Source organism: Profundibacter amoris (assembly GCF_003544895.1).
Lineage (GTDB): Bacteria > Pseudomonadota > Alphaproteobacteria > Rhodobacterales > Rhodobacteraceae > Profundibacter > Profundibacter amoris.
In genome coordinates this window covers 2121532-2138419 of the sequence record NZ_CP032125.1, presented here as the reverse complement: position 1 = coordinate 2138419, position 16888 = coordinate 2121532, and the positions used below count along the sequence as shown (strand labels likewise).

The following is a 16888-nucleotide window of genomic DNA, read 5'->3' as shown; positions in this document are numbered from 1 at the left end:
ATCCTCACCTCGGTTCGTTCACAAATGCAGAATTGGCCACCAAAGCATAACCGCCAAGATCGGTTCGTTTCAGGCTCATTCCTAATTGTGTTGTCGGAAAGATCGGCTGGAATACAGAACATGCACGGACCAGAACCATTTCATTAGCATTGCCAGTATTTACAAAACCCGGGCTAGGCGGAGTAACATTGATATCAATGCTCTTGTCTTTACAGACGACATCGGTTGCCAACGGGGTCCAGGTCACAGTGCTGACGACACGCAGTTCGACCATCAGGGTTTCCATGCAATCCGGCAGAATCGGGGCGCGATCACAGATTTCAGTGCGGATCGTTTCATGCGTGGGATTGGTAAGCTGTCCCAACCGCAATTCCCGGACCACTGAATCAACAGACCGTTCCAGAAATGTTTGCCGCAGCATCAGAATGCCAAACTCGAAAGATGACAGAAACAGCGTCAGGAAAATCGGGAACATGATTGCAAACTGGATCGTTGCATTCCCGCTCTCGCTATCCCGCAGGCGTCGTGCATGACGCCGCAAGTTGCGTAACATATGTGTCATTTTACCAGTCTCAAGCTTTTCAACTGAGCCGCGATTTCAGCAAATGCATCAGCGATATCAACACCGTCCACCCGGAAGAAATGCGCGGCTGTTGTTGCACAGTTTTGCAGTTTCAGGGCATTCGAATCCGATACTTCAAATCCAATGGTATAGAGCAGGATATTGTTCGACTTTGCAGCGGAACAAATCGCGGCCATCCTTTGGTCTTTTGCGGTTGGACCGTATTTGCGATATGATCCATCACCCCAATCGTATCTGCTTAGATCCGCTTTATACTGCAACCGGTCCGCGACAAAATATGTTGATGCAACGCGCCACAGTTTTGCCATCGACAGATGTTCAGCATCCGTGCTGGGGGCTGATACCCATTGAGCCACTTTTAGGCTACCACCTGTAGAGTATTTCAAATACCGATATTTATTGCTTCCGCTGTGACTGGGATTGTAAACCCAGTACCTGATCCGGCTGTCGGTACCTGACGTGTCTTCACGCCAGACATTGGACATGCCCGTACGGTAGGGATCCAGCAATTCATAGCTATAGGTATTGGCACCATCCGTCATGGCAACGATGACTTTCAGAATACCATCTTCACCATAGGTGTTCGGGCGCCCCGAGAACATCGGGTCAACTGTTCCATCGGTGATCATATCATCGACAACGGTCCGCATGCTTGGGTCAAGCAAGGCAGCCCCCCATTTGATCCCCATTTCGGTCGAGGTGTTGCCCTTTGGCTTTAGGGCGTCAATATAATCCCGCAGGGCAGTTCTGTCGCCGGATAACGGAAGGATTTGGCGATTGGCGTTGCCTGCGCCAGATGGGCAGCTAAACAACCAATGATCAAGAGCTAAATTTTGGTAGCGATGACGGGAATAGTCACGCACGGCGATAAAACCGGCACGCCGCAGTTCAACAGATTGATTAACCTCGGTTGTGTTATATTCGGATGTCGTCCAATCCACGCAACTTGAATAGGTATGCTCGCTTGAGACGTTCATATTGCTTAATAGCGGCTCACCTGCCCTTACCTGATAGGAATAAGGCACAATCGAAATCGAGTAGGTGTCCTCGTGTGGGGCGTCTAACAGAAGCGCATCGACAAACTGTTTCGCAGCAATCTGCAAGTCCTCGATCTTGTCGCGACCTGATGCAGATGGATTACCCATGGACCCCGACACGTCGAGCACCAGTGAAACTTCAACCTTCTGCACGCCATCGACTGCTGCCGCAGCTGCCGGTGTAGTCAGATATTCAACGGAGCTGCCGCTACCAACTTTGAAAATCTTTGACCAATCAACCGCCAGGAAAATGGTCTTGATCTTTGGGTCGGGTAACTGGATAGAGACTCTCTTGCTGTTCTGGGCTTGATCAACAATAACCGTCGGGTTCAGCCAGCCTAGACCTGCCTTCTGGAAACAATCGGTAACCACCTCTGCGGCCGGGAGCTGCTGGCTCAGGCCGGAGGCGCTCAGGGCGCAGCGGTCGGCGGTGTACTGGATTTTGGTGCGTTGGTATTCGGCGCGCATGACGTCAACAGCCAGGCCGCCAATCATCAGCATCATCGCAAACATGAATAGAGAGAAGATGACAATCGCACCTTCTTCATCTTTTCGAAACTTTTGAAACGGTTTCAGGAATGATGCTACCCGCCCATGGGGGGCGCTTCCAAAAGGCGCTTTTTTATCCTCGGTCGAGGACTGCAATCTAGTTTTCATAACTTAACCCTTTCCCGAGCATCGCTCCAGACGACACTCATACACACGCAACACACCACGCGCGGGGACATATAATAAGCGCGATGTGGCAAAATTAGGGCATATTGTGTCGGTTAATTAAGAAAGATGCAATTATTTATTCATAGCAGCGGGTTATACGCGAGAACTGTTTCGATATCTGCCCTAATGGTTGTGGATATGGGCTATTTTTCAGCAATCATCGGCAAATCCCTATTTCGGATGACCGATTCTTTCGGCGAAAACGATTCGAAAAATCCGGTGTAATGTTTTTGGAAACAGGATTAGGGTCAAAATATTGCAAAGGGTGCGCGATTCCGCCGCATTCCACATTTATGGAGAGCAAAATGTCCGCAATAAACGAACCCAGTTTCCGTGAATCCGTCGATATGATGTTTAATCGTGCCGTCGCGCTTATGGATTTGGCCCCGGGGTTGGAAGAGAAAATCCGTGTGGTGAACGCCACCTACACGGTGCGCTTTGGCGTCAGATTGCGCGGCGAAATCAAGACATTCACCGGTTATCGCTCGGTCCATTCCGAACATATGGAGCCGGTCAAAGGGGGTATCCGTTACGCCCTGAGTGTCAATCAGGACGAGGTCGAGGCACTGGGGGCGTTGATGACGTATAAATGCGCATTGGTCGAAGCACCTTTCGGCGGATCAAAGGGCGGTTTGCGGATCGACCCGCGCGAATACAACGAAAAGGAACTGGAAACGATTACACGCCGCTTTGCCTATGAACTGGCCAAGCGCGATCTGATCAATCCCAGCCAGAACGTACCGGCCCCGGATATGGGCACGGGCGAACGTGAAATGGCGTGGATTGCGGACCAGTATGCGCGGATGAACACAACCGACATCAATGCGCGCGCCTGTGTGACCGGCAAGCCTTTGCACGCTGGCGGGATTGCAGGCCGTGTCGAGGCCACGGGGCGCGGCGTGCAATACGCCCTGCGCGAGTTTTTCCGCCATCCAGAAGATATTGCCATGGCCGGGTTTGAAGGCACGCTGGAAGGCAAGCGGATTATCGTTCAGGGCTTGGGCAATGTGGGCTATCACGCGGCAAAATTCCTTTCGGAAGAGGACGGCGCGGTCATTGTTGGCATTATCGAACGTGATGGCTCGCTTTATGATCCGGATGGGCTGGATGTCGAGGCAATCCACCACTGGTTGGCCAAACATGGCGGTCTGAAAGGGTTCATGGACACGCATTTCGATGAAGACGGAGCCAAATTGCTGGAGCAGGACTGCGATATCCTTATCCCTGCCGCGCTTGAGGCGGTGATCAACCTTGGCAACGCCGCAAATATCAAAGCGCCACTGATCATCGAGGCCGCAAACGGCCCGATCACCGCCGGTGCCGACGAGGTTCTGCGCGAAAAGGGCACAGTGATCATTCCCGACATGTATGCCAATGCGGGCGGTGTGACGGTTTCCTATTTCGAATGGGTAAAGAACCTGAGCCACATCCGTTTTGGCCGCCTTGGCCGCCGACAGGAAGAGGCACGCCACCAGTTGATCGTCGGAGAGCTGGAGCGGCTGGACCGGTATCTGGGTGATGCGTGGTCGATGCGTCCGGACTTCAAAAAGAAATACCTGAAAGGCGCGGACGAGCTGGAGCTGGTGCGCTCGGGTCTGGATGATACGATGCGGGCGGCCTACCAGTCGATGCGCGAAATCTGGCATGCGCGCGATGATGTCGAGGATCTGCGCACGGCGGCCTATATTGTAGCGATTGATCGTGTGGCAAAATCCTACGAGGCCAAGGGGCTGTAGGGCGTCTGGTCCGAATAATACCGGCAAGCGGCGGTTTTTCTGCCGCTTGCCATTGAAAACCCGCCGCGAAATTGCTTGAGTACCTATGAATTTGTTTCGGGAGTGGTCATGCGGTTTTCGGGTTGGCAGGTGTTGCGGCAGGGTTTGACCGGCAACAAGGGCTGGAAACCCCAGTGGCGCAACCCCGAACCCAAACCCGAATATGACATCATCCTGATCGGCGGCGGCGGGCATGGGTTGTCCACGGCTTATTATCTGGCGAAAAATCACGGGCTGACCAATATTGCTGTGCTGGAAAAGGGCTACCTTGGTGGCGGCAATGTCGGCCGCAACACCACCATTGTGCGGGCTGATTATTCGCTGCCCGGAAATTCCGAGTTTTATTCCCATTCGCTAAAACTGTGGGAAGGGCTGTCGGCGGAGCTGAACTATAACGTGATGTTGTCGCAACGCGGGGTTTACCGGCTGTTCCATTCGGATGGTCAGCGCGACCATTTCGCCCGTGCGGGCAATGCGATTGTCAATCAGGGCGATGATGCCCTGTTGCTGGATCAGACCGCCTTGCGCAAACGTTTGCCTTATCTGGATTATGACAACGCCCGTTTTCCCATACATGGCGCCCTATACCACGCCCGCGGCGGTACCGCGCGGCATGACGCTGTGGCGTGGGGTTATGCGCGGGCGGCGGACCAGCGGGGCGTCGATCTGATCCAGAATTGCGAGGTCACGGGGATTGATGTTGAAAATGGCCGCGTGCGCGGGGTTCAGACCACACGCGGCGCCATTCGGGCGAAGAAGGTCGGCATTGTGGTGGCGGGGCGCTCCTCACAGGTGGCGGCCATGGCCGGACTGCGCCTGCCGATCGAAAGCCACCTGTTGCAGGCCTTTGTCACCGAAGGGTTAAAGCCGGTGATCGACACCGTGATCAGTTTCGGCATGGGCCACTATTATATCAGCCAGTCCGACAAGGGCGGTCTGGTGTTTGGCGGCGATATGGATTTCTACGCCTCCTACGCCCAACGCGGCAATCTGCCCCGCGCCGAACAGGTCACACAGGCGGCAATGACGCTGATGCCGATGATCGGCAAGGCGCGGGTGTTGCGGTCTTGGGGCGGGATCATGGATATGTCGCCCGATGGCTCGCCGATCATCGACAAAACCCACATCGGCGGGCTGTTCCTGAACGCGGGCTGGTGTTACGGCGGGTTCAAGGCGGTGCCGGGTTCGGGCTGGGATTTTGCCCATCTGATCGCCACCGGTCACCCGCACCGGACGGCGGAAAAATACATGCTGGAGCGGTTCAAAACCGGCCATCTGATCGACGAGGAGGGGAGCGGTGCCCAGCATAATTTGCATTAGGAAGGGGGCGTAGGGATGCGGATCAAATGCCCCTTGTGCGGTGAACGCGACCGGCGCGAATTCTATTATCAGGGCGCCGATGTGGCCCTGATGCGCCCCGCGCCCGATGCGGGGCCTGATGCGTGGGATGACTACCTTTACACCCGCGATAACCCTGCCGGCCCAACCCGCGATTTATGGCAGCACGAGGCAGGTTGTGGCGCGTGGCTACTGGTTCATCGCAACACGGTGACCCATGAAATCCTGAACGTCACACTGGCCAAAAACGGGGGCAGTTATGCGGATTGACTGCAAGGGTCTGATCGACCGTGGCGTGACGGTGCCCTTTGCCTTTGACGGGCAGCGTTACCACGGGTTTGCAGGTGACACGCTGGCCTCGGCCCTGTTGGCCAACGGGGTGCGCCTGATGGGCCGCTCCTTCAAATACCACCGCCCGCGCGGGGTGTTGACGGCGGGGTCCGAAGAACCCAATGCGCTGGTGACAATCGGGCAGGGGGCCGGTGCCACGCCCAATCTGCGCGCCACAACGCAGGAAATTTACGAGGGGCTGGAGGCGCTCAGCCAGAACCGCTGGCCTTCGCTGGATTTCGACGTGATGGCGGGGAACGATCTGTTTTCGCGGTTCCTGTCGGCGGGGTTCTACTACAAAACCTTCATGTGGCCGAGATCCTTTTGGCAGCGGGTTTACGAGCCGATCATCCGGCGCTCGGCGGGGCTGGGGGCGTTGTCGGGCGAACCCGATACGGCGCGGTATGAACAGGCCTATGCGTTCTGCGATCTGCTGGTGATCGGCGCGGGGCCGACCGGTTTGATGGCGGCGTTGACCGCGGCGCGGGCCGGTGCGGATGTGATCCTTGCGGATGAGGACAGCCGCATGGGTGGCCGCCTGTTGGCCGAGACCGAGCCACTGGACGGCGAGGCGGCGCACATCTGGGTTGCCCGTGTGCTGGACGAACTGGCCGCCATGGACAACGTGCGCCTGATGCCGCGCACCACGGTGACGGGGGGTTATGACGGCGGCACCTACGGGGCGCTGGAACGGGTCACAACCCATCTGGCCAACCCTGCGCCGGAGGCTCCGCTAGAGGCCTTCTGGCGGATCACCGCAAAACAGGCGGTGCTGGCCACGGGGGCGCTGGAACGCCCCGTGGCCTTTCCGATGAACGACAGGCCCGGGGTGATGATGGCGGGGGCTGTGCGCGCCTATCTGAACCGCTGGGGCGTGGCGGCAGGGCAAAAGGTGGCAGTGTTTGGCAACAATGACGATGCCCACCGCACCGCGCATGATCTGTATGACGCAGGTGTCGAGGTGGTGGCCCTGATCGACAGCCGTGCGGACGCGACCGTGACGGGGGGGTTCCCGCTGTTCACCGGCGCGCAGGTGATCAACACCCGTGGCCGCAAATCGCTGGGCGAAGTGCATGTGCAGACCGCCAGCGGGGTTGAAGTGATCGAGGCGGATTGTCTGGCGATGTCAGGTGGTTGGAATCCGACGTTGCACCTGTCCTGCCATCTTGGCGGACGGCCCCTGTGGAACGACAACCTCCATGCCTTTGTGCCCGATCCAAAGAATTGTGCCGGCCTGCATGTGGCAGGCGCGGCTGGCGGCGTATTCAGCACCAAGGGCGCGCTGAAATCCGGTGTGTTCCGCGCCAAACAGGCGCTGAAGGCGCTGGGGATCAAGGCGCCATCTATGCCGCTGCCGGTGGCGGAGGATGTGGAATATGCCATCACGCCGTTGTGGCAGGTGAAGGGGCGCAAACGGGCGTGGCTGGACTTTGCCAATGATGTGACCGTCAAGGATGTGGAGCTTTCGGCACGGGAAAATCTGGCCTCGGTCGAGCATATGAAGCGGTTTACCACCCAAGGTATGGCGCCGGATCAGGGCAAGAATTCCAATGTCGGTGCGCTGGCGGTGCTGGCCGCTGCCACGGGGCGCAGCATTGCCGCAACCGGCACCACCACCTTCCGCCCGCCCTATGTGCCGGTGCCGATTGCCGCCACGGGCAGTGCGGGCGCGGGCAAGGGCTTTGCGCCCGAGCGGTTCCTGACCAGCCATGACAGATCACTGGAACTGGGCGCGCCGATGATCGAGGCGGGGCTGTGGTATCGCCCGTCCTGGTTCCCGCGCAAGGGGGAAAGGACATGGCGGCAGGCCTGTGACCGCGAGGTCGCGATGGTGCGAAACGCGGTCGGGGTGTGCGATGTGTCCACCCTTGGCAAGATCGACGTGCAGGGACCGGATACGGCGGGGTTTCTGGATTTCATCTATACCAACCGGATGTCGTCGCTGAAAGTCGGGCGCGTGCGCTACGGGCTGATGCTGCGCGAGGACGGGATGGTGATGGATGATGGCACCTGCGCGCGGCTGGGGGGGCGGCATTTCGTGGTAACCACGACCACGGCGGCGGCAGCACAGGTGATGCGGCATATGGAGTTTGTGTTGCAGGGGTTGCGGCCGGATTGGGATGTGCGGATCGGCTCGGTCACCGATCAATGGGCGCAATTTGCCGTGGCGGGGCCAAAATCGCGCGACCTGCTGAACGGGCTGCTTGAGGCGCCGATTGATAACGACAGCTTCCCCTTCATGGCCTGTGGCGGGGTGCGGATCTGCGGGGTGGATGCGCGGTTGTTCCGTATCTCCTATTCCGGCGAACATGCCTATGAGATCGCGGTGCCCGCGCGGTTTGGGGCGGCGCTGTTCGATCTGCTGCTGGAGCGGGCGCAGGCGCTGGGCGGCGGGGCCTATGGCATCGAGGCGCTGAATGTGCTGCGGATCGAGAAGGGGTTTCTGACCCATGCGGAAATCCACGGGCGGGCCACGGCGTTTGATCTGGGGATGGAGCGGATGATTTCGCCCGACAAGGATTGCATCGGCAAGGTGATGGCAGACCGGCCCGGTTTGCGCGGGCCGTTGCGTGAACAACTGGTCGGGCTGAAACCGGCGGGGGCGGCCAAGCTGATGACGGCGGGGGCGCATCTGTTTATGCAGGGGGCGGATGCCGTTTCGGACAATGATCAGGGCTTTGTCACCAGCGTTGCCTTTTCCCCGACTCTTGGGCATCCGGTTGCGCTGGCGATGTTGCAGAACGGACCGGCGCGGCATGGGGAAGTGATTGATCTGGTTGATTATTTACGCGGTGTGCGCACGGCCTGTGTGGTCTGCGCGCCGGTGTTTTACGATCCTGACGGGGGGCGGTGCCGTGGTTGATCTGGTGGAAAAACCGGTGTTTGAGGGGCTGTTGCCGGTCGAGGCTGGCACTTGCCGGATTTTTGCCGCGCCGTCCGGGGCGATGCACCTGATCTCGCCCTATAAGGCGCAGGAAAAGGCTTTGTCGGCGGCGATGAAATCGGCGCACGGGATGGCGTTTCCGGCGGCCGGACGGTCCACGGGCAAGGAAGGCGCGCGGCTTGTCTGGTTCGGGCTGGATCAGGCGATGCTGATTGGCCCTGCGCCGGATGCGCGATTGTCGGAATTTGCCGCTGTGGTGGATCAGTCGGACGGCTGGGCGGTGTTGCGGTTGGAGGGCACGCAGGCCGAAGACGTGCTGGCACGGCTGGTGCCGGTGGATATGCGCGCCGACCATTTCAAACGCGGGCAGACCATACGTACGCAGTTGCAGCATTTGCATGTGTCGATCACGCGCATCGGGGGCGAGGTGTTCCAGATCATGGTGATGCGTTCGATGGCGAAAACGCTGGTGGATGAATTGCAAAGCGCGATGCGGTTGGTGGCGGTGCGGTAAGAGATTCTTGCCTGCGGCGCGGATATTTGAAGAACGGTAATGAAACGGACCAAGCGCCTTGCGGCGGGGTTCGGATAATGGGTAAATACGCCTATGAGTCTGCCGCCCGGTTTCCTTGATGAATTACGCACCCGCATCAGCCTGTCTGATGTTGTCGGGCGCAAGGTGATGTGGGACAGTCGCAAATCCAATCAGGCCAAGGGCGACATGTGGGCGCCGTGCCCCTTCCATCAGGAAAAAACCGCCAGTTTTCATGTAGATGACCGCAAAGGGTTTTATTACTGCTTTGGCTGCCATGCCAAGGGGGACGCGATTTCCTTTGTGCGGGAAACCGAGAATGTCGGCTTTATGGAAGCGGTCGAGATCATCGCCCGCGAGGCCGGAATGCCCGTGCCCAAGCGCGATCCGGCGGCGCAGGCCAAGGCGGACAAGCGCACGCAACTGGCCGAGGTGATGGAGCAGGCGGTGCAGTATTACCGCTTGCAACTGAAGACCGCAGCGGCGGGTGCGGCGCGGGATTATCTGGCGGGGCGGGGTCTGAGCGAGGCGGCGCTGGATCGCTGGGAGATCGGTTTTGCGCCAGATGGATGGCAGGGGTTGTGGGACCATCTGACAGGCAAAGGTGTTGCCGGCGATCTGATCATGGCGGCGGGGCTGGCCAAAGACAGCCAAAAAGGCGGCAAGCCCTATGATACTTTCCGCAACCGTATCATGTTTCCGATCCGCGATGCCCGCAAGCGCTCGATTGCCTTTGGCGGACGGTCGATGGACCCGTCCGACAACGCCAAGTATCTGAATTCGCCCGAAACGGAATTGTTCGACAAGGGCCGTAGCCTGTATAACCACGGCCCCGCCCGCGAGGCCGCAGGCAAGGGCGCGCCGCTGATTGTGGCCGAGGGGTATATGGACGTGATCGCGCTGGTCGAAGCGGGGTTTGCCGCCTGCGTCGCCCCGCTGGGCACCGCGATTACCGAAAGCCAGTTGCAAATGATGTGGCGGGTGTCGCCCGAACCGGTGATCGCGCTGGACGGGGACCGCGCGGGGTTGCAGGCGGCGTTGCGGCTGATTGATCTGGCGCTGCCGTTGCTGGAGGCGGGGCAGTCGTTGCGCTTTGCCTTGATGCCCGAGGGGCTGGACCCTGACGATGTGCTGAAACAGCAAGGCAAGGGCGCGATGCAGCGCCTGCTGGACGGCGCTTTGCCAATGGTGCAACTGCTGTGGCGGCGCGAGGTCGAGGGCGGCGTGTTCGACAGCCCCGAGCGCAAGGCCGCGCTGGATAAAAAGCTGCGCGCGGCGATTGCCAAGATCAAGGATCCGTCCATTCGCGGCCATTACGGCGAAGCGATCAAGCAGATGCGTTGGGAGCTGTTCGCGCCAAAACGCAGTGGCAAAAAGGGGCCGTGGAAGGATAAACCCGCGCCGGTGCAACCCAGCACGAAATCCTCGCTTCTGGTCAGTGCGGGGCAGGGGGCCGAGGAACATTTGCGCGAGGCGGTCATTCTGGCCACGCTGGTGCTGAACCCCGGGGTGCTGCCGGATTTCGAGGGCGAGCTGGAGCGGCTGGATTTCACATCGCCCGAACATCGCCATTTGCGGGATTGTCTGTTGCGCTTTGGTGCAGACGAGGATTTGCGCGCACGGATCGAGACCGAGGCGGGTGCCGCGCTGGCCTCGGTTCTGGCCCCGCGCCATGTGCAGATTTCACCGGCGGTGCGCAACCCCGGCGATGCCGAGGTTGCCGCGATGTGTGTGGCCGAGGAACTGGCCAAACTGGCCGCCAAACGCGGTGTGTTGCGCGAGATCGAAGAGGCTGTCGAAGACATCGGCGGGGTGGTGGACGAAGGTCTGACATGGCGTTTGAAACAGGCCGCCGAGGCGCGCGACAAGGCGGTGCGTAGCGAAAACGAGGACAAGGCGATGTTCGACACCGCCCCCAGCGGTGCCCAGATGGACCGCGATGAACGCAACGCTTTTGCCCGTCTTCTGGGGGAAATCGAACAAAACAGTGGTGCAAAAGCCAAAAAGTGAACGCTTTGCTAAGGAACAGGTAAAGAAAACAGGGTAAACGTGTTGCGAATCAGTGATTCGGCGTGTTGATTCGTTTCAGCATACAAAAACCGAATCACCCAGTCCCTGAAAGGACCTTGTAGATGGCCGCGAAAGAAGCAACCGCCCGTAAAGCCAACGATCAGGACAACGACGAGATTGCCGATACCGGCATGGCCGCCGTCAAGAAGATGATCGCCGACGGGCGTGAACGGGGTTACGTTACTTATGATCAGTTGAACAAGGTTATGCCGCCTGAACAGGTATCAAGCGAGCAGATCGAGGATGTGATGTCGATGCTGTCGGAAATGGGCATCAACATCATCGAGGACGACGAGGAAGAGGATAAGGGGTCGACAGATCTGGCCACCACGTCGGGCACCAAAGACATTGCCCTGACCGTTACCGGCGGCGAAAAACTGGACCGCACCGATGATCCTGTGCGCATGTACCTGCGCGAAATGGGCAGCGTTGAATTGCTGAGCCGCGAAGGCGAAATCGCGATTGCCAAGCGGATCGAGGCTGGGCGCAACACGATGATTCTGGGCCTGTGCGAAAGCCCGCTGACCTTTAACGCGATTACCATCTGGCGCGACGAATTGCTGGCCGAGGAAATTCTGCTGCGCGATGTGATTGATCTGGAAACAACCTTTGGCAACCATATGGGCGAGGAAGAGGAAGAAGAACCTGTCGTCGCCCCCGTGGCCGGCGCCGCGCCCGCCGATAAGAAAGAGGCAGCCCAGGAACTGGATGCCGATGGTAATCCGATCGCCACAGATGACGACGACGATGATGACGAGGACGAACAGGCCAACATGTCGCTGGCCGCGATGGAAGCCGCGCTTAAACCACGGGTTCTGGAAACGCTGGACCTGATCGCGCGTGATTACGCCAAATTGTCGGAAATGCAGGACACACGGATTTCGGCCACTTTGAACGAGGACGAGAGTTTCTCGAAGAAGGCCGAGACAAGTTACCAGAAGCTGCGTTCGGAAATCGTGACGCTGGTGAACGAGTTGCACCTGCACAACAACCGGATTGAAGCGCTGATTGACCAGCTTTATGGTGTCAATCGCAAGATCATGTCGATTGACAGCAATATGGTGAAACTGGCCGATCAGGCCCGCATCAACCGGCGCGAATTCATCGAGGCCTACCGCGATCACGAGCTGGATCCGATGTGGCTGGAGCAGATGGGCGAAAAGACCGGCCGTGGCTGGCAGGCGCTGCTGGAACGCTCGACCCCGAAAATCGAAGAACTGCGGGCCGAAATGGCGCAGGTGGGGCAGTATGTTGGCTTGGACATCCCCGAATTCCGCCGCATCGTGCAGCAGGTTCAAAAGGGTGAAAAAGAGGCACGGCAAGCCAAGAAAGAAATGGTCGAGGCCAACCTGCGTCTGGTGATCTCGATTGCCAAAAAATACACCAACCGTGGTCTGCAATTCCTTGATCTTATTCAGGAAGGTAACATCGGCCTGATGAAGGCGGTGGATAAATTCGAATATCGCCGTGGCTATAAATTTTCCACCTATGCAACGTGGTGGATCCGTCAGGCGATCACCCGTTCGATCGCCGATCAGGCCCGCACCATCCGTATTCCGGTGCATATGATCGAAACGATCAACAAACTGGTGCGCACCGGTCGCCAGATGCTGCATGAGATCGGCCGCGAACCCACGCCCGAGGAATTGGCCGAGAAGCTGCAAATGCCGCTTGAGAAGGTGCGCAAGGTGATGAAGATCGCCAAAGAGCCGATTTCGCTGGAAACCCCGATTGGGGATGAAGAAGACTCGCAACTGGGCGATTTCATCGAGGACAAGAACGCGGTTCTACCGCTGGATTCGGCCATTCAGGAAAACCTGAAGGAAACCACCACACGGGTGTTGTCGTCATTGACACCGCGCGAGGAACGGGTGCTGCGGATGCGGTTTGGCATCGGTATGAACACGGACCACACGCTGGAAGAGGTGGGGCAGCAGTTCAGCGTGACGCGGGAACGTATCCGGCAGATCGAGGCCAAGGCGTTGCGCAAGCTGAAACATCCTAGCCGGTCGCGCAAGTTGCGGAGTTTTCTGGATCAGTAGCGAAGGAGATGTAATGAGACAACAGAACGGGTATTCGTTGGTTGCAGAGCGAGCAATTGAACGGGTGCGTCAAATAGCAGACGATGCTACGAGAGAAAATTTGAGTGTCGCTGCAAGAGACAGACTTATTCAAGAGTTGGGTTTCCACCGCGAAACGTTGGAACAAGCATTTAGTTTTCGAAAGCAACATGGACCTGCCATGAGCATGGCGGATTCAGATACCTATTTCAGTGAAAAACTTGGGGGGATGATTTCATTCGCGGAAATGGCGGTTGAACCAGAAAGGCATGGTGGCAACTATTCAAAGGATAAAACTCTCGACAATATTGGACACTATTCTTATTTGGTGGCAAGATTGGTTGCTGCGAATTGGAACTCAATTTCTCGGCGCCCGAAAAGTGATAAAACGCTAAAAGAATCTTCATTCGAGCACCGCGAAGCTATGGAGCGTTTGGTGAATCGGTGAGGCATTATCAAGTTACGCTTGCGGACGTGTTGGCTGCGCATGACGAAGCCCTAAAATATGGTGGATTGGCTGGCATCGTAAGCCTAGATTCAATAGAATCTGCGATTGGGCGGCCCTACTCGGGGTACTGCCGGCAAATTTCGCGTAAATCGGCTGCATTGATGCATGCCCTTGTTCAAAATCATGGTTTCACTGATGGCAACAAGCGGACTGCTTTGTTGGTAACTGAGCTGCTTATCCGCCGTAGTGGGTATGCCTTGCGCTTGCAGAATGAAGAGTATTTTGATGACATTATTGTGGGTGTCGCGGAAGGAAATATTGAATTAGACGAATTAGATCAATGGTTTAAAGATCGCCTGATACGAGTTTGAAAAGAGTATCACTAACTATTAAATATAGTAAAAATCGAAGCAAGTCGTAGGGCGGGGTGAGCCCCGCCCTATTGTGCCACCTGTCCTTTACTCGCCGCGCAATGCCGCTATCATATGCCGCTATGCAAACCACATTCACCATCCCTACTTCCGGCCCCGGCCTTTATGAATTCACCCGCCAAGTGGCCGACTGGGTCTCGGGTGATGGCCTGCTGACCCTGTTGGTGCAACACACCAGCGCCTCGCTGTTGATACAGGAAAACGCCGATCCCGAAGTGCAGACCGATCTGCAAAACTTCTTTCACCGGCTGGTGCCGCCCACCACCGACCCGAAAATGGCCTATCTTACCCACACCTATGAAGGCCCCGACGACATGCCCGCGCATATCAAAGCCGCGCTGCTGCCTGTCAGCCTTTCCATTCCGGTGCAAAACGGTAAAATGCGGCTGGGGACATGGCAGGGGATATATCTGTTTGAACACCGTAACGCGCCGCACACCCGTCAGGTGGCCGCGCATCTAAGTCACGAGTAAAGGAAACACCATGCGTATAATCGTTGCAGCTTTGAGCCTGCTAACCTTCCCTCAAACCGCGATTGCCGAATGCGCCACACCGCAAGACACATTCCTGAGCTGCACGTTCTCGAACGGGCGAAAAGCCGTGGACGTCTGCGTGGAAGGGGACATGTTCACCTATCGCTTTGGCCGTGTTGGCAAGGCCCCCGATCTGGCCCTGTCCGTTCCTGTCATTGATGCCGAATATACCCCCTGGCCGGGCATTGGCCGCGCAATATGGGAAACTGTGACCTTTCATAACGACAAGACAAGCTATGTGGTCGCCGGCGTCATTGACCGTAAATTTTCCGACGACGAAAAGGATGAAATACAGGCCGAGATCAGCGGCTTGATCGACGTGAACGAGGGCGGGGAAACGCTGGCCACGCTGGAATGTGACCCCGGATCGGTCAGTTTCGGTTACGGGGGCAGCATCTATGAGGCGAAAACTGCGGCGGGCCAATGCTATAACCTTGAGGAACAGCGCTGGGAAAGCTGCCAGTAGACCGGCGCGCGCGCCATTTATTCAGGCGCGCGCCCGTTGGGGTGTGTTAGTCGTCCAGAACGAATGTCACCATCATATTGACGCGGAATTCGCTGACTTTTCCGTCTTTTACGGTCACTTTTTGCTCTTTTACCCAGGCGCTGGTGATCCCGCGCAGGGTTTTGGAGGCGCGTTTGACGCCTTCCTCTACAGCGTCATCAAAGCTTTTCTTCGAGGTCGAGGAAATCTCGGTTACGCGTGCTACACTCATAATATTCTCCCTTTGGTTAAACCCAAAGTATGGCACAAAAACAGCAATTTACCAAAGTAGCCCAATAATGCTGTGCAAGTTGCGCGCCCTCAGATTGAAACCGCGCCGGTGACCACATCCCAGATCAGCTTAAGATTAAGCGCAACGATGATCACCGTGATCACCCAGGCCGCATGGGTCAGCCAGCGCGGGGCGGGCAGGCCCTTCATCTTCTGGCTGTTTGCTGTGAACAGCACCAGCGGCACCATGGCAAAGGGCAGTTGCAGGCTTAGCACCACCTGTGACAGCACCAGCAACCGCGCCGTGCCGCTTTCGCCATAGATCACTGTGGCCACAAGGGCAGGCACAATGGCAATGCCGCGGGTGACCAGCCGGCGCTTCCACGGGGCGATTTTGATGTGGATGAACCCCTCCATGATGATCTGCCCCGCCAGCGTGGCCGTCACGGTCGAATTCAGCCCCGACGCCAGCAGCGCCACCGCGAACAGGCTGGCCGCCAGCGGCGCGCCCAGCAGGGGGCCGATCAGCCGGTGCGCATCCTGTATTTCGGCCACCTCGTATTGTCCCGCGACATGAAAGGTGGCGGCGGCCAAAATCAGAATCGAGGCATTGATAAACAGTGCAAACATCAGCGCCACGGTGGAATCGATCGTGCCCATGCGGATCGCGTCCAGCTTGTCAGCGCGGGTCGGGCCGATGTCGCGGGTCTGGATGATCGAGGAATGCAGATACAGGTTATGCGGCATAACCGTCGCGCCGATGATCCCCAGCGCCAGATACAGCATTTCCGGCGTTTGCAGGATGTCGCGCTGCGGGATGAATCCGCGCAACACATCGCCCCAGACCGGCGCAGCATAAACCATTTGCACGGCAAAACAGGCGAAAATGACAGCCATCAGGGCAATCACCACCGCTTCCAGTTTGCGAAACCCCTTGCCCTGCAGCCACAGGATCAGGAACACATCCAGCGCGGTCAGCACCACGCCGATTTCCAGCGGGATGCCGAACAGCAGGTTTAGCCCGATGGCGGTGCCGATCACCTCGGCCAGATCGGTGGCGATGATTGCCGCTTCGGCCAGCAGCCACAGCACAAATCCCACCGGGCGGGAAAACGCATCCCCGCTGGCCTGCGCCAGATCCCGTCCCGAAGCAATCCCCAGCCGCAGCGCCAGCGCCTGTAGCAAAATCGCCATGACATTGGATATCAGGATCACCGACAGCAGTGTATAGCCGAAAGCCGAGCCTCCGGCCAGCGATGTGGCCCAGTTTCCCGGATCCATATAGCCGACCGCCACCAGATAACCGGGGCCGAAAAACGACAGAAACCGGCGCAGAAAATGCCCTTTGGACACGCGCACGCTGGCATGGGATTCCGCCAGCGATTTTTCCGATTGTGGGCGGCGCCAGCCGTTTGACTCTGTCAATTTTTATCCT

The 16888-nt window shown here is 57.9% G+C and carries 15 protein-coding genes; 11 read left to right on the top strand and 4 right to left on the bottom strand.

Annotated elements, in window-relative coordinates; translation table 11 throughout:
• Window positions 1-4: 4 nt before the first annotated feature.
• Window positions 5-562 (bottom strand): TadE/TadG family type IV pilus assembly protein, encoded by a 558-nt coding sequence (locus tag BAR1_RS10645; protein ID WP_118942999.1) that lies wholly within the window; start codon window positions 560-562, stop codon window positions 5-7.
• The gene (locus BAR1_RS10640; RefSeq protein WP_118942998.1) at window positions 559-2277 is read right to left on the bottom strand and encodes a Tad domain-containing protein; all 1719 of its coding nucleotides are present in this window, start codon (window positions 2275-2277) and stop codon (window positions 559-561) included. Before BAR1_RS10640 ends, BAR1_RS10645 begins: the two co-directional genes overlap by 4 nt.
• A gap of 365 nt (window positions 2278-2642) precedes the next feature.
• Here BAR1_RS10640 and BAR1_RS10635 point away from each other — a divergent pair, with 365 nt between their 5' ends.
• The 11 genes from BAR1_RS10635 (at window position 2643) to BAR1_RS10585 (ending at window position 15204) form a co-directional block, all read left to right on the top strand.
• On the top strand, window positions 2643-4073 hold the full coding sequence (locus tag BAR1_RS10635) for a Glu/Leu/Phe/Val family dehydrogenase (protein WP_118944438.1): 1431 nt from the start codon (window positions 2643-2645) through the stop codon (window positions 4071-4073).
• Between the two features lie 108 nt (window positions 4074-4181).
• The gene (locus BAR1_RS10630; protein ID WP_118942997.1) at window positions 4182-5432 is read left to right on the top strand and encodes a sarcosine oxidase subunit beta family protein; all 1251 of its coding nucleotides are present in this window, start codon (window positions 4182-4184) and stop codon (window positions 5430-5432) included.
• Between the two features lie 15 nt (window positions 5433-5447).
• Window positions 5448-5720, top strand: coding sequence for a sarcosine oxidase subunit delta (locus BAR1_RS10625; protein WP_118942996.1), 273 nt, complete (start codon window positions 5448-5450; stop codon window positions 5718-5720).
• Window positions 5710-8643, top strand: coding sequence for a sarcosine oxidase subunit alpha family protein (locus BAR1_RS10620; RefSeq protein WP_118942995.1), 2934 nt, complete (start codon window positions 5710-5712; stop codon window positions 8641-8643). The genes BAR1_RS10625 and BAR1_RS10620 overlap by 11 nt, the downstream gene beginning before the upstream one ends.
• Window positions 8636-9178 (top strand): sarcosine oxidase subunit gamma, encoded by a 543-nt coding sequence (locus BAR1_RS10615; RefSeq protein ID WP_228408535.1) that lies wholly within the window; start codon window positions 8636-8638, stop codon window positions 9176-9178. Before BAR1_RS10620 ends, BAR1_RS10615 begins: the two co-directional genes overlap by 8 nt.
• Before the next feature lie 93 nt (window positions 9179-9271).
• Window positions 9272-11206, top strand: coding sequence for a DNA primase (dnaG, locus tag BAR1_RS10610; protein ID WP_118942994.1), 1935 nt, complete (start codon window positions 9272-9274; stop codon window positions 11204-11206).
• A gap of 122 nt (window positions 11207-11328) precedes the next feature.
• Window positions 11329-13308, top strand: a complete 1980-nt coding sequence (gene rpoD / locus BAR1_RS10605; protein ID WP_118942993.1) for an RNA polymerase sigma factor RpoD — start codon at window positions 11329-11331, stop codon at window positions 13306-13308.
• A gap of 13 nt (window positions 13309-13321) precedes the next feature.
• Window positions 13322-13774 carry a hypothetical protein gene (locus BAR1_RS10600; protein ID WP_118942992.1) on the top strand — a complete coding sequence of 151 codons (453 nt, stop codon included), beginning with the start codon at window positions 13322-13324 and terminating at the stop codon, window positions 13772-13774.
• Complete coding sequence (locus tag BAR1_RS10595) at window positions 13771-14145, top strand: type II toxin-antitoxin system death-on-curing family toxin (RefSeq protein ID WP_162891749.1); 375 nt, start codon at window positions 13771-13773, stop codon at window positions 14143-14145. The genes BAR1_RS10600 and BAR1_RS10595 overlap by 4 nt, the downstream gene beginning before the upstream one ends.
• Before the next feature lie 122 nt (window positions 14146-14267).
• A complete protein-coding gene (locus BAR1_RS10590) occupies window positions 14268-14678 on the top strand; it encodes a secondary thiamine-phosphate synthase enzyme YjbQ (protein ID WP_118942990.1) in 411 nt (136 codons plus the stop codon).
• Between the two features lie 10 nt (window positions 14679-14688).
• The gene (locus BAR1_RS10585) at window positions 14689-15204 is read left to right on the top strand and encodes a hypothetical protein (RefSeq protein WP_118942989.1); all 516 of its coding nucleotides are present in this window, start codon (window positions 14689-14691) and stop codon (window positions 15202-15204) included.
• A gap of 46 nt (window positions 15205-15250) precedes the next feature.
• Here BAR1_RS10585 and BAR1_RS10580 read toward each other — a convergent pair whose 3' ends face one another.
• Window positions 15251-15454, bottom strand: a complete 204-nt coding sequence (locus tag BAR1_RS10580) for a dodecin family protein (RefSeq protein ID WP_118942988.1) — start codon at window positions 15452-15454, stop codon at window positions 15251-15253.
• 89 nt (window positions 15455-15543) lie between these two features.
• Window positions 15544-16878: an Nramp family divalent metal transporter gene (locus tag BAR1_RS10575; protein ID WP_118942987.1), complete on the bottom strand. Its 1335-nt coding sequence runs from the start codon at window positions 16876-16878 to the stop codon at window positions 15544-15546.
• Window positions 16879-16888 lie beyond the last annotated feature (10 nt).